Raw genomic sequence first — 13,715 nt, forward strand, 5'->3', positions numbered from 1 at the left:
TACGTTCGGCCATGACGAACGCCGAGTTCGCGGAGGACGAGAGGTAACGATGGCTGGACACAATCCACATCGGGGCGAGGACGACCCCCACGCGGGACAGCCAGTCGGGACTGCGGGCGCGGCCCTCGACGACGCCGACGCGGCGGTCGTGCTGGTCCACGGTCGCGGCGCAACGGCCGAGAGCATGCTGGAGATGGCCGGCGAGTTCGCGGCCGACGGCGTGGCGTACCTCGCGCCCCAGGCCAAGGGCCGGACGTGGTACCCCAACTCCTTCCTCGAAGCCATCGAGACCAACGAGCCGAGCCTGTCGTCGGCGCTGGCGCTGGTCGAGGACGTGCTGGGCCGCGTGCGCAACGCCGGGGTTCCGACCGACCGGACCGCGCTCGTGGGCTTCTCGCAAGGAGCCTGCCTGTCGAGCGAGTACGTCGCCCGGAACGCCGACCGCTACGGCGGGCTGGCGGCGCTGAGTGGCGGCCTCATCGGCCCCGAGGGGACGCCGCGAGAGTACGACGGCGACCTCGCGGGCACGCCCGTCTTCCTCGGCTGTAGCGACGTCGACCCCCATATCCCGGTCGAGCGGGTCCACGAGACCCGCGACGTGCTGGACGAGCTGGGCGCGGACGTGACCGAGCGCATCTACGAGGGGATGGGCCACGGCGTGAACGAGGAGGAGTTGGAGTACGTGGCGAAACTGGTCGTGGGACTGACGGACGGGGAGTGAGTCGGCGAAACTGGCTCGGTCAGCGGACTTGTTGCGGTTTCGGCATCGCGGCTGGCCGCCGAACGCGCCAACCGGCGGGGTCGCTCGACCAATCGACCAAGTGGTCGGGGAGAGCGGTTTCGGTGGGTTGTAGGGGGTCGGTGTGTGGGTTGTAGGGGGTCGGTGTGTGGGTTGTAGGGGGTCGGTGTGTGGGTTGTAGGGGGTCGGTGCGTGGGTTGTAGGGGGTCGGTGCGTGGACTGCAACGTGTGGGGCGCAGTGCGGTGGCAGCGTCTCCTGGACTCAAGCAGTAGGTCGCCGCCTGACTTCGGCGGTCTCCGATTCGATTCAGCTAGCTACTGCCTCAACCGATGAGACACCGCGACCGCACCGCGACCACACCACGACCACACCACGACCACACCACGACCGCACCGCACAGCACGGCCCTCACGCCTCCCCAGCCTCGTCGCTCACTTCGTTCGCTCCTCCCTCGCGCGCGTCACTCGCACGCGCCGGTTCCACGGTCTACTTTTGTCTCCTCGGAATCGGAGCCGAGGATTCTCTTGGATGATAGAGGGCCTGTATGCTGGTATTACACCTCCACCTCGTGGAAAAGACCTTTAAGTGATATTCGACGCCGCTTCCGTCCGGATTTCACTTTCACTCCGGAGGCCGAACCGTCTTACGTCCCCGGCCCCAAGCGACCGCCAGAATGGAGGCGCGCGAGTTGCTGGCGCGGGGGGCGTTCGACTACGACGCCGAGTCGGTCGACGTCGACGACGCCGACGTGCTGGCGTCGCTGGAGCCGGCGGTGCGGGAGTGGTGGGTCGACCAGTTCGGCGAGTACGTCCCCGACAACGGCGGCTTCTTCACGCCGCCACAGAAGGAGGCCGTCCCGCTGGTCCGGGAGGGCGAGAACGCGCTCGTCGCCTCGCCCACCGGGTCGGGCAAGACGCTGGCGTCGTTCACCGCCATCATCAACGAGCTGTTCCGGCGCGAGCGCGAGACCGACGACGGCCTCGACAACTCGGTGTACTGCCTGTACGTCTCGCCGCTCAAGTCGCTGGCCAACGACATCCACCGGAATCTGGCGGTGCCGCTGGAGGGCATCGCGGCGCGGGCCGACGGCGACCCCGAGATTCGCCACGCCATCCGGCACGGCGACACCGATTCGAGCGAGCGCCAGAAGATGCTCGACGAGACGCCCCACATCCTCAACACGACGCCAGAGACGCTGGCGATTCTGCTCAACTCGCCCAAGTTCAAGGAGAAGCTGGAAACGGTCGAGTACGTCGTGGTCGACGAGATACACAGCCTCGCGGACGGCAAGCGGGGAACCCACCTCGCGGTGAGTCTGGAGCGACTGGAGAACATGGCCGAGTCGTCGCCCACCCGCATCGGCTGCTCGGCGACGGTCGAACCCCTCGACCGAATCGCGGAGTTTCTCGTCGGGTGTGACGTGAACGCCTCGACCGGCGACTCGACGCCCCGCGACTGTGAAATCGTGGACACCCGGTTCGTCCGGGACCTCGACGTCGAGTTGCGGTGTCCGACCGACGACCTCATCGACACGCCGCGGGACGTGGTCAACGAGCGGTTCTACGACCAGTTGCACGACCTGGTCGGCGACCACACCAACACGCTCGTATTCACCAACACGCGGTCGGGTGCCGAGCGCGTCCTCCACGAGCTCCGCCGGCGGTTCGACGCCTACGACGAGGACAACTCGGGGTGTCACCACGGCAGCCTCTCGAAGGACGCCCGCCAGTCCATCGAGGCGGACCTGAAGGCCGGCAGCCTAGACGTGGTGACGACCTCCACGAGCCTCGAACTCGGCATCGACATGCCCCACGTCGATCTGGTGGTGCAGGTCGGCTCGCCCAAGTCGGTCGCGGCCCTGCTCCAGCGGGTGGGCCGGGCGGGCCACCAGCTCGGCCAGACCGTGACGGGACGGGTCATCGCGCTCGACCGCGACGAACTCGTGGAGTGTGCCGTGATGCTCAAGAAGGCCGAGGAGGGGTTCGTCGACCGCGTGTTCGTGCCCGAGGAGGCCTACGACGTGGCGGCCCAGCACGTCTACGGCATGGCCATCAACGCCGTGCGGCCCGAGCGCGAGGTCCGGGCGACCCTCCGGCGGGCCTACCCCTACCGGAACTTCTCCGACGAGCAGTTCGAGACGCTGTTCCGCTATCTCACCTCCGACTACGAGGGGCTGGAGGACAAGAACGTCTACGCCAAGATCTGGCGCGACGAGAACGACCCGCCCGACGGCGAGTACCACTACCCCGAGTTCGAGGTGGGCGAGCCGCTGGTGGGCAAGCGCGGCAAGCTCGCGCGGGTCATCTACATGACCAACATCGGCACCATCCCGGATTCGTTTACCTGCGACGTGTTCACCCGCGCCGACGACGAGTGGGTGGGCACCCTCGACGAGGCGTACCTCGACACGCTCGAACCCGGCGACGTGTTCGTGCTGGGCGGCGACCGCTTCGAGTTCCGCTACCGCCGGGGGTCGAAGGTGTACGCCGACCGGACGAGCGCGCGCCCGACGGTTCCCTCGTGGTTCTCCGAGCGCCTGCCACTCTCGTACGACCTCGGGCGGGCGGTCCTCGACTTTCAGGGCGAACTCCTCGACCGGTTCCAGAAGCGGGGCAAGCCCGCCGTCAGGGTGTGGCTCCGGGAGTTCCCGCTGGACGAGAACAGCGTTCTGGCCATCGCCCGGATGTTCGACGAGCAGATTCGGTACGCCGGCCCCGACAGCGTCAGCACCGACGACCGACTCGCGGTCGAGGTCGAACTCGACCGCGACGAGTACGAGCGCCACTACTACGTCCACTCGAACTACGGCCGGCGATTCAACGACGGGCTCTCGCGGCTGGTGGCGTATCGGTGTGCCAACGCCGCCAACACCAACGTCTCGGTCGCGGTCGCCGACCACGGGTTCACCGTCTCGATGCCGCTGAACCGGAAGGTCGACGTGGCCGAGATTCTTCGCGACGTCCGCCCCGAGGCGGTCCGCGAGGACCTCCGGGCCGCGCTCGACGGGACGGAACTGCTCCAGCGGTACTTCCGCATCGACGCCACCCGGTCGCTGATGATACTCAAACGCTACAAGGGCTACGAGAAGTCCGCCAGCGAGCAGCAGGTCTCCAGCGAGATGCTGCTCGGGTTCGCCGAGGACCTCGACGACTTCGCGGTGGTCGAGGAGACCTACCGGGAGATACTCGAGGACAAACTGGCCGTCTCGGCCGTCGAGGACGTGCTGGGGGCCGTCCAGTCCGGCGACGTCGCGGTGACCAGCAACCGCGTCGACACGCCCTCGCCCAAGGCGTTCGGGCTCGCCACGCTGATGGCCAGCGACGTCGTGCTGGCCGAGGACGAGAGCGCGGTGTTGCAGGAGTTCCACGAGCGCGTCCTCGACGAGATCGGCGACGAGTACGGGAGTGCTGGTGCGTCGGCCGCGAAGTGAGCCGCCGGAGCCGACGAACGTACGGAAAGTGACAAAAGTATCTTCCCCCTCGTCCGACTGCGTTCCGCCAATGACCGCGATAGAGCAAGTCCGATTCCTGGCGGCGTCCGAACACCGCGTAGCGGCGCTCGGGGCCCTCGGTTCGTCGCCGCTGTCGCCCGCCCAGTTGCGCGAGGACCTCGACGTGTCGCGCGCGACCGTACATCGAATCCTCGACTCGTTCGAGGAGTTCGGCTGGGTCAGACGCGGCGACGACGGCTATCGGGCGACCGCTGCGGGCCGAATCGTCCTCCGACGGTTCGACGACGTCCGCGAGACCGTCGCGGCGGTCGACTCGCTGAGCGAGTTCCTCTCGGAGTTCGAGTTGGCCCACGACCTCCCGCTGCCCCTCGATGAGTACGACGTCGTCGCGTCGACGCCGACCGACCCCTACGCCGCCGCCGAGCACTTCGTGAGCGGGGTCCCGACCGACGCCGACCGGTTGCGCGCGCTGTTGCCCACCGTGGTCCCGGCGTTCGACCGGGCGTGCGAACCGCTCGTCGAGCGCGGGGCCTCGGTGCAGTTGGTGCTCTCGCAGTCGGCCGCCGAGACCTCTCGGGAGTCGTATCCCGAGAACTTCGAGCAGGCGCTGGCGCTCGACAGCCTCTCGCTGTCGATATCGCCCGAGACGTTCACGTTCGGCCTCTCGGTGTTCGACGAGACCGTGTTCCTCGGCGGCTACGACGACGGCGGCCACCTGGAGGTGTGTCTGCGCTCGACCGACGACGACCTCCGGGAGTGGGCGCTGTCGGTGTTCCGGACGTTCCGCGACGAGGCCGAGACCGTCGAATCGGCCCCGAAGGCGTGACCGTCGGGGACTCGACCCGACGTCGCGGCCCCGATGTTTCACCACCTGAAACGGACCCGGGAGCGTTACGCGACGCGAAACGGTCTCGGGCGATGAATACTCGTCCCCGTGGGTCGTAGCTGGAAGTGCGCCTCGAAGCCCGTACTTCCCCTTCTGTGGTGTCCGAGACGAGCCGTCTCCGATACCCGTTCGCCCGCCCCGAGCCGGGGTCCCCGCTCGGCGCTTTCGCTGCTCGTTCGCTCTTCGAGCGTCGGACGTCCCGCGCTCGCGGAGCGGTACGCTCGGACCGGGCGCTACGACTCCGACTGGGCCATCAGGTCCTCGATGGACGCCTCGAGCGACTCGATGCTCTCGGCGATGTTCCGAACCCTCGTCGCCTGCTCCTCGTTGGCGGACGCGATGTCCGCGACCGCCGACGACACCTCCTCGGCCCGCGCGACCACCGTGTCGGTCATGCTCGCTATCTCCTCGGTGCTGGCGGCCTGCTCCTCGGTGGTGTCGGCGATCTGGGTCACGCCCGCGTCGGTCTGCTGGACGGCCGCCACGATGGCCTGCTGGTTCTCGACCACCGACTGGACGTCGTCGGTGACCTCGTCGAGTCGGCGGTTGTTGGCCTCTATCTTCTCGACCGTGTCGTGGGTGGTCTCCTCGACCTCCTCGACGATGGCCTCTATCTCGTCGGCGCGCTCCTTCGAGCGCTCGGCGAGTTCCTTTATCTCGTTGGCGACCACGGTGAACCCGGAGCCGTCGCCGTCAGCCCGGGCCGCTTCGATGTTGGCGTTCAACGCCAGCAGGTTGGTCTGGTCGGCGATGTCGTCGATTACGTTCACCACCTCGCCGATGTCGTCGACGCGGTCCTGGAGGCTCCGGGCGTCGTCGACGACCGAGTCGGAGTCCGTGGCGACGGTGTCGATGGTGTCGAGCGTTCGCTCGGCGTTCTCGACCGAGGCCTCGGCGGAGGACTTGGCCTCGGCGCTCTGGTCGCTGACCTCGCTGGCGCTCGACGCGATCTCCTCGACCGTGGCGCTTAGCGACGACACCTCCGACTGCACTTCCCGGAGGTTGTCCTCCTGTTCGCGGGCGAGGTCGGTGACCCGCTGGGAGTCCGCGGAGACGTCGGCGGTCGATTCGTGGAGCTCGCCCACGGCGGCGTCGACCTCGTCGGTCATCTGCTCCTGGAGGTCCCGCATCCGCCGGCGCTGTTCGACGAGTTCGGTGAGCCGGGTGATGATCTCGACCGCCCCGACGACCGCCCCGCCCGGAGCGGTTATCGGTACGCCGAGCGCGCGCCCGTGGAACGTCTCGCCGTCGGCCGACTCCGCCGAGCGAACGTTCTCCTCGCGGACGGGTTCGCCCGTCCGGACGACCGACTCGGCGAGCGTCTCGTCCTGCCCGTCGGTCCCGAACAGTTCGTAGGCGTGGCGGCCGACCGCGTCGTCGGCGTCGTACCCCGTCAACTCCTCCGCGCCGGCGTTCCAGCGCGTGATGTGGCCGGCGTCGTCGACGACGAACGCGGGATTCGGGAGCTGGGCTATCAACTGCTCGAAGGCGAGACGCCAGAACTCGCCCGGCTCCGCGTCGGTCTCCGGTTCGATGCTTCGGTGGGTGTTCTCCGTGGCCATCTGTGTAGTTCGGTGTCTCGATTCGATCGTGGTTCCCGCTCGGTCCGAGCCGTCGTCGATTCCGCGCGGAGCGTCGAGCGCCCGCGCTGGGGGCGGTGGAACCGACCGACGGATTTCGGGTCCTACGATGGCTTGCTAATCACTCACACGTAAATTTGTTGGTGTGATTTCAACGACTGATAGTTGGGCCGTTCGACCCCCGTCCGCGGTCGACGAGCGACGACCGGGCGAAATCTGCGGTCGGTCGCGGCTACACGTCCACGGCGAAGTCGTCGCGGCCCGCCGACCGGGCCGCGAACGCCGCGAGCAGGTCGGCCGCCGCGTCGAGGTCCTCGACGTCGACGACCTCGGCGGGCGTGTGCATGTAGCGGTTCGGAATGCCGACGTTCAGCGACGGGATGCCGCCCTGGGCGGTGTAGAACGCGTCGGCGTCGGTGCCGGTCGAGCGCCCCGAGGCCTGCAACTGGACCGGCAGGTCGGCTTCCTCGGCGGCCTCGCGGACCGCGCGGACCACCTCGGGGTGGTTCGAGGAACCGCGCGCGACCACGGGGCCAGCGCCGAGGTCGACCTCGCCGTGCTGGTTCGTCTCGTCGTTGAGGTCCGGGGAGTCGACCGCGTGGGTCACGTCCACGGCGAGCGCGGCGTCGACCGGCAGGTCGAACCCGACCATCTTCGCGCCCTGCTTGCCGAGTTCCTCCTGGACGGTGCTGACCGCGTAGACGGTCGCGTCGGCGTCGCGCTCGGCCGCGCGTCGGGCCGCCTCGGCCGCGACCCAGATGCCCACGCGGTTGTCCATCCCGCGGGCGGCCATCCGGGTGCCCGCGAGTTCGCGGACCGGCGTCTCGAAGGTGATTGGATCGCCAACGTCCACCAGGTCGCGGGCCTCCGCCTCGCTGTCGGCTCCCACGTCGACGTGCTGTTCGGTCACGTCCTCGATTTCGTCCTCGGCCGTGTCCCGCAGGTGGATGGCGGTCTGGCCGACCACGCCCGGAACCACGCCCTCGTCGGTGTGCACGTCGACGTGCTGGCCCTTCGTGACCGTGCGGTCCGAGCCGCCGACCCGCGAGGGGTGGACGAACCCGTTCTCGTCGACGCTGTTGACCATCAGGCCGATCTCGTCGGCGTGGCCCGTGAACGCGAGCGCGGGGGCGTCGTCGCCCCCGTCGACCCGCGCCACGGCGTTGCCGTACTCGTCGGTCCGTACTTCGTCGGCGAACTCGGAGACGTACTCGACCCAGTGGCGCTGGACGTCGGTCTCGAATCCGGACGGGCTCGGCGTCGTCAGCAGTCGGTCCAGGAAGTCGCGGCGCGTCTGGTCCATATCGTGACGAGCGAGCGCGTGGTAAAGAACGTCACGGAACCCGAACCGTCGGATGGCTATCACGATTCGTCGGTCGGGGACGCGTCGGCCGAGTCGCCCGCGGCGGTCGGGACGGCCCGCGTCCGGAGGATTCCATAGAATTTTATCGCTCACGGGAGAACTGCCTCGCGTGCCCTACAGCTACCGACCCCACCACTTCGAGGACTTCGAGGAGGGACAGACCTTCGAGAGCGTCGGCCGGACGGTCACCGAGTACGATTTCGTCCAGCACTCGGCGTTCGCGGGCGACTGGACCGAACTCCACACCAACAAGGAGTACGCCGAGGACGAACACTTCGGCGAGCGCGTGGCACACGGTCCGATGACGTTCACGCTGGCGACCGGGTTCGTCTATCGCACGGGCATCCTGGAGCGGACGGTGCTGGCGTTCCTCGGGATGAACTACATGGACATCCCGAACCCGGTGTACATGGACGACACCATCTCGCTGGACATGACGGTCACCGAGACGACCGAGATATCCAGTCGGGACGACGCCGGACTGGTCGTCATCGACACCACGATGACCAATCAGGAAGACGACGTGGTGTTCGAAGGGGACATGAAGTTCCTCATCAAGAAGGCGGACGCCGACGAGTAGCGCCGTCGCCGCCGGCTACCTGGGTGCTTCTTCTCCGGGAAAATCGGGAAGTCGGTCCGGCCCCAATCGGAGCGAGGCGAGCGCCTCGCTTACAGGAACGCGAACTGCGTCCGGCGTCGCTTCGAGGGGTCGTTTTTCACGTCGGCTGCTGTGCGTCCGGTTCGGATTTGGCTCGCTACGTACATCTGTATTCGTACATTTCGTCCCGGGGGTATATGAAAATTCTCCGATAGACGGCCTCATGGGGTGAATTCTCACGCATGTCGGTCGTTGGCGCGGTGAACGAGACTGGTTGTCATCGCCCGATTCGCGGACGGCGATTGGGCTGCTGTGCGGTGGTTTCGTCGGTTTCGGCAGACGATAGCGTCGTGGTAGTGTCATCAGGTGTAGAGATAGCCCCGTCTGGCTCGGTAGCGCCGGAACATGTGAGTAATAGTAGTTGGTACGCGTTCAGAGTGTGCGTCTCGTGGCCGGGCAAAGTTTGAGTCGCGTTCGATGGAGAAGCAGGTTTCCAGCGGCCGAGGTGGCTACGTTCCGTTGCGAGCCTCATGCGGAGAGTGCGAACGCAAGATCAGGATATGTACGTCCAGTAGATGAGAAAGTCCGCAGTGAAGTGTATGACCAATGCTATCAGCAGCCCCCGAGTCTCAAAGATACATTTCGCCAGTATCCACGCATAAAATCCCGTCATCAGGACGCCGACGACACCACCCGGTGAGCCGAAGTAGTGAAACAGCCCGAAGTATGCACCTAATAGAAGAAGAGCTTGGGTTTTGCCAATTGCCTCGACGAGGTCAGCAAGCGGTGCTGCACGAAAGATGACCTCCTCGTTAAATGCATTCACTATCACAGCGAGTGAAACAAGTATAAGCAGATATCCGAATTCTTGAATCCCTCCTGGAAGGGAGTACTGCCCTGTGGCCGCAGAGAAAACGAACAACAGGGCTCCAGGAATACCGCCCCACAAGAGAGCGGCCTCCCACCACTTGCGGTCACGCCGGAGTCCAGGAATAACCGACCGACTGACAGTGGACGCCGGGTCTCCCAAGCGGAGAAATAGCCGTTCCCGAGTCTTTCCTGTAAGAAGCAGTATAACTATCAGTCCGAGGACAAACGCGTGCTGAAGGAGGTTCGTGGCGAGTTGTGACCATATCCCGGACGGCACTGTGAGCCCGATTATGGACACCCACGACAGTCGGACTTGGAACGTACAAATGGCAGCAAGAACTGCGAGAGCGAAGGACTGCAGCGGTCGAAAGCGTTCCATTGTCGTCAACAGCAGGAAGCAGACGGCAGTGGCGAACTGTGCGGGAATAACCCACGAAGGGCGAGTTCCCCCGAAAGTCGCCGTCAGTATTAGCGGACCGGTCGTCAAAAACAGCACTCCCCATGCGACGAGGGAGAGCAAGGAGGCGTTTTCAGAGGGCACTATATCTCCAACCTGCCTACCCGTGTACATGTCCGGAAAGTGGAATTACTCTCGTAATAGGCTTTTATATTTGGGGTAGTCTTCCGAAAGTCCGAGCGGGAGGTAGCACCGGAGGAGGTGAAAACAGCCCTATTCGGAAGAGTCCCCACTGTGAGTGTCCGGTTCATCCGCCCAGTTCGTTAACCAAATCCGGCCGGAGTTGAATACTGTACAGTCGCTGAGTTGGTCCTCTAAGCGGTGTACTGCTCTCTTGCTATTCAGGAGAGCGAACACGGCGCGCCGGCGTTAGCCCGTTCACCCAAACGTAACAGCCGTTTCACGTTCAAGCCTGAATAACGGAATCGTGCTATTATCTCCTGGTAACCGCCCGTCACCGCGACCACCAGCCCCTGTATCGCGAGAACGACCCGCGAACTCACAGGCGCCCTCCGTTCTTCCGACTCTGACGCCTCTTCGCACGATTTTTCACGACACTCCACGAAGACCGGCGCATGCCCACGCTCGACGTCGTCGACGACCACCCCGACGAGTACCCCATCATCGACACCCACTGCCACCAGCCCACCGAGGAGTTCCTCCACGACGCGGGCGGGCTGATGATGGAGGACGCCGCCGAGAAGTTCGGCGCGAGCATCGAGACCGACACCTACGACAACCTCATCGAGGAGTACCACGAGGCCGGCATCGGCCGGACCGTCCTGCTCGGGTGGGACGCAGAGACCAACACCGGCAACCCGCCCGTCCCGAACGACTACGTGGCCGAGGTCCGCGACGAGTACGACGACTTCTTCGTCGGGTTCGCCAGCGTCGACCCGCTCAAGGACGACTGCGTCGCGGAGGCCGAGCGCGCGGTGAAGGACCTCGACCTCTCGGGGTTCAAGTTCCAGCAGATAGCACAGGGGTTCGACCCGAGCGACCCCGCCCACGACGACCTCTGGGCGACCATCGAGGACCTCGACGTCCCGGTCGTGTTCCACGGCGGTAACTCGACTCTGGGCGCGGGCGCGCCCGGCGGCCGGGGGCTGAAGGTCAAGCACGGCAATCCGATGCTGATAGACGACGTCGCGGCGGAGCATCCCGACCTCCAGATTCTGCTCGCCCACCCGGCGTTCCCGTGGGAGAAAGAGCAACTCGCCATCTGCCAGCAGAAGGGCAACGTCTACATGGACCTCTCGGGGTGGATGCCCCGGTACATCGACGACCAGGTGCTCCACTACGCGAAGACGCTGCTGCAGGACAAGGTGATGTTCGGTACGGACTACCCCATGATAGAACCCGGCCCGTGGCTCGAGCAGTTCGCCGAGCTGGAGTTCCCACCCGAGGTCCAGCGCAAGATACTCTGGGAGAACGCCGAACAGTTCCTCGACCTGTAGCCGGCCGTCGGAGGTCGTTCGCGAGCGATTCGACCGCCGGCCCGTCTCACCACGGGACGAACGAGAACTCCTCGCACGTGCACAGCCGCGTCACGCCGAACTGCAACATACTGTCTTCACTTCCGGCAATTTTCCCTCCAGTAGATATTACAAATTGTCTGTCTCAGTCGAGGTGAACGGCCTCGCTACTCCGGGTCGACGACGGTCGTCCCCTGGTCGCGGGCGTGGTGAAGTTCGATTCGATGGCGGGTGTGTCGCGCGTGGGTCTCGGCCCACCGGGTCGCGCCGTCCCGCGAGAGGTGTTCGGTCTCCTCCGGGCAGTTCCGACACGTCGCGCGCCACGTCGAAACGCTGTCCGGGAAGTGCCCCGTGTGCCGGCGGTGGTCCAGCGCGAACTGCTCGACCGCGTGGTTGCCCGCGCCGAGGTCCGCGAGTTCCTCGTCGAGGTCCCACTCCCGGCCGCACCGGCTGCACGCGATGGTCGGAGCCTCGTCGAAGTCGTCCGTCGGATCGTGGTCGGGCACGCGTCGGACTACTCGTCGCGAGTATTTCAATTGCGTCGTCGACCGCCGACGCGAAGAGGTCGACCGTCCGTCTCACGGCCACCGCGACCCGATTCAGAACTCCGGCTCCCGGCCCTCCAGAAACGCCGCGACGCCCTCCTCGTGTTCGGGCGTGGCGTACGCTTGGGACTGGACCATATTCTCGTAGTCCTGGGCCTCGCGCCAGCCGCTCCCCAGATTCTCGTGAATCGCGCGCTTGGCGAGACCGATGGTCCGCGTCGGGCGCTCGCCCAGCGTCTCGAGCAGGTCCGCGACCGTCGAATCGAGGTCGTCGTCGGGGACCGCCTCGTTCACCAGTCCCATCTCGGCGGCCTCGCGCGCGCCGAAGAACTCGCCCGTGAATGCGAGTCGCTTGGCGGTCCGGAGCCCGACCAGCCGGGGCAACAGGAAGCTTCCCCCGGTGTCGGGAATCAGCCCCACGCGGACGAACGCGCAACTGAAGGTCGCCGACTCGGCCGCGATGGCGAAGTCAGACACCGCCGCGACCGCCAGCCCCGCACCCACCGCGTCGCCGTTCACCTTCGCGACGATGGGCACCCGCGTCGAGAGGGCCTCCTCGACCACTCGGCCGAAGGTCTCGGTCACGCGCTCGTAGGCCTCCTCGGGGGTCTCCTCGCGGTCGGCCATCGACTCGATGTCCCCGCCCGCACTGAACGCCTCGCCCTCGCCGGTCAGGACCACGGCGTCGTGGTCGTCCGGGTGGGCGTCGGCGAACACGTCGGCCAGTTCCCCGGCGATCTCGGGCGTGAAGGCGTTCATTGCCTCGGGGCGGTCGAAGGTGACGGTGCGTACGCCGTCGTCGTCGGTGACGTCCATGCGCATACGGTCTCGGGCCAGTCGGATAACGATAGCTGACTCGTGCCGTGTCGATGCTGTACGGAACCGGCCGTCGCGTACCCCGAACCGCCACGGATACAGAACTAAGTGGATTCGCTCGGGACGTACGAACCGACATGGCTTCGGACGGGGATTCGACACGAACTTGCTCGCTCGACGAGTTCGCGCTGGACGACCCGAGTCCGGGCGACTACGTCGAGATAGACGGCGAACCCGCCGTCGTCGAGACGATAGTGGGCGGCCGCGCCCGCGTCAACACTGGCGTCCGAGCGACCCACGACGACGCGAACGTCGACACCTGCTCGGTCGACGACATCGACCGGCCGTCGCCGACTCCCGGTGACTTCGTTACGGTCGACGGCGAGCGCGCGGTGGTCGAGGAGATACTCGGCGGCCGTGCCCGCGTCAATTTCAGCGTCGAGTGAGCGCTGCGCCTCGAAGAATCACGCTTAAGCCGTTCGCAAGAACAACTCGTCCCATGGACGTCGAGAACTTCTTCGAGGAGATGCCGTTCGCCGACCTGCTCGGGGTCGAAGTGACCGAAGTCGAGGACGGCCACGCCGAGGGCCGCGTCGAGATGCGCGAGGACCTGTCGTGGAACGCCGACCGCATGATGGCCCACGGCGGGGTCACCTTCACCCTCGCGGACACCGTGGGCGGCGCGGCGCTGGTGTCGCTGGTCGACCAGCCCGTGCCGACCATCGACATGCGAATCGACTACCTCGAAGCCGGGACCGGCGACCTCCGCGCGGAGGCCGACGTCGTCCGGTGTGGGAGCGACGTGGGCGTGGTGGACGTGGCGGTCTATTCGGTCGACGACGGAGAGGCCCCGGAGGGGTCTCATGGAGACGGTGAAACCGTCGGAGCGCAAGTCGCCGACGCGCGCGGCGTGTACAAGACGGGATAGCGAACC

Annotated in this window: 12 protein-coding genes; 7 read left to right on the plus strand and 5 right to left on the minus strand. The window is 66.2% G+C overall.

The window, feature by feature from the left end:
- The first annotated feature begins 49 nt into the window (after positions 1-49).
- The 3 genes from EPL03_RS14870 to EPL03_RS14880 all read left to right on the plus strand — a co-directional run bounded on the left by EPL03_RS14870 (position 50) and on the right by EPL03_RS14880 (position 5,017).
- Positions 50-721: an alpha/beta hydrolase gene (locus tag EPL03_RS14870; RefSeq protein WP_135830126.1), complete on the plus strand. Its 672-nt coding sequence runs from the start codon at positions 50-52 to the stop codon at positions 719-721.
- Between the two features lie 692 nt (positions 722-1,413).
- Positions 1,414-4,170, plus strand: a complete 2,757-nt coding sequence (locus EPL03_RS14875) for an ATP-dependent helicase (RefSeq protein WP_135830127.1) — start codon at positions 1,414-1,416, stop codon at positions 4,168-4,170.
- A gap of 70 nt (positions 4,171-4,240) precedes the next feature.
- Complete coding sequence (locus EPL03_RS14880) at positions 4,241-5,017, plus strand: helix-turn-helix transcriptional regulator (RefSeq protein WP_135830128.1); 777 nt, start codon at positions 4,241-4,243, stop codon at positions 5,015-5,017.
- A 293-nt stretch (positions 5,018-5,310) separates the two neighbouring features.
- Here EPL03_RS14880 and EPL03_RS14885 read toward each other — a convergent pair whose 3' ends face one another.
- Together EPL03_RS14885 and EPL03_RS14890 are read right to left on the minus strand one after the other, a co-directional pair.
- Positions 5,311-6,639 (minus strand): methyl-accepting chemotaxis protein, encoded by a 1,329-nt coding sequence (locus EPL03_RS14885; protein WP_135830129.1) that lies wholly within the window; start codon positions 6,637-6,639, stop codon positions 5,311-5,313.
- 250 nt (positions 6,640-6,889) lie between these two features.
- Positions 6,890-7,960 carry a M20/M25/M40 family metallo-hydrolase gene (locus tag EPL03_RS14890; protein WP_135830130.1) on the minus strand — a complete coding sequence of 357 codons (1,071 nt, stop codon included), beginning with the start codon at positions 7,958-7,960 and terminating at the stop codon, positions 6,890-6,892.
- A 169-nt stretch (positions 7,961-8,129) separates the two neighbouring features.
- Between EPL03_RS14890 and EPL03_RS14895 the strand changes: the two genes are divergently transcribed.
- Complete coding sequence (locus tag EPL03_RS14895; protein ID WP_135830131.1) at positions 8,130-8,600, plus strand: MaoC/PaaZ C-terminal domain-containing protein; 471 nt, start codon at positions 8,130-8,132, stop codon at positions 8,598-8,600.
- A gap of 571 nt (positions 8,601-9,171) precedes the next feature.
- Here the strand turns inward: EPL03_RS14895 and EPL03_RS14900 are convergent.
- Positions 9,172-10,059, minus strand: a complete 888-nt coding sequence (locus EPL03_RS14900; protein ID WP_135830132.1) for a CPBP family intramembrane glutamic endopeptidase — start codon at positions 10,057-10,059, stop codon at positions 9,172-9,174.
- Positions 10,060-10,520: 461 nt separating this feature from the next.
- On the opposite strand from EPL03_RS14900, the gene EPL03_RS14905 reads away from it, so the two are divergent.
- Positions 10,521-11,402, plus strand: coding sequence for an amidohydrolase family protein (locus EPL03_RS14905; protein ID WP_135830133.1), 882 nt, complete (start codon positions 10,521-10,523; stop codon positions 11,400-11,402).
- Between the two features lie 185 nt (positions 11,403-11,587).
- Here the strand turns inward: EPL03_RS14905 and EPL03_RS14910 are convergent, their stop codons facing one another.
- Positions 11,588-11,926: a hypothetical protein gene (locus tag EPL03_RS14910; protein WP_135830134.1), complete on the minus strand. Its 339-nt coding sequence runs from the start codon at positions 11,924-11,926 to the stop codon at positions 11,588-11,590.
- A 93-nt stretch (positions 11,927-12,019) separates the two neighbouring features.
- A complete protein-coding gene (locus EPL03_RS14915) occupies positions 12,020-12,781 on the minus strand; it encodes an enoyl-CoA hydratase/isomerase family protein (protein WP_135830135.1) in 762 nt (253 codons plus the stop codon).
- 137 nt (positions 12,782-12,918) lie between these two features.
- Here EPL03_RS14915 and EPL03_RS14920 point away from each other — a divergent pair, with 137 nt between their 5' ends.
- Both EPL03_RS14920 and EPL03_RS14925 read left to right on the plus strand, forming a co-directional pair.
- Positions 12,919-13,227 (plus strand): hypothetical protein, encoded by a 309-nt coding sequence (locus EPL03_RS14920; protein ID WP_135830136.1) that lies wholly within the window; start codon positions 12,919-12,921, stop codon positions 13,225-13,227.
- Positions 13,228-13,280: 53 nt separating this feature from the next.
- Positions 13,281-13,709: a PaaI family thioesterase gene (locus tag EPL03_RS14925; RefSeq protein ID WP_135830137.1), complete on the plus strand. Its 429-nt coding sequence runs from the start codon at positions 13,281-13,283 to the stop codon at positions 13,707-13,709.
- Positions 13,710-13,715 lie beyond the last annotated feature (6 nt).

Origin of the sequence: Halorussus halobius (genome assembly GCF_004765805.1) — an archaeon.
Classification (GTDB): domain Archaea; phylum Halobacteriota; class Halobacteria; order Halobacteriales; family Haladaptataceae; genus Halorussus; species Halorussus halobius.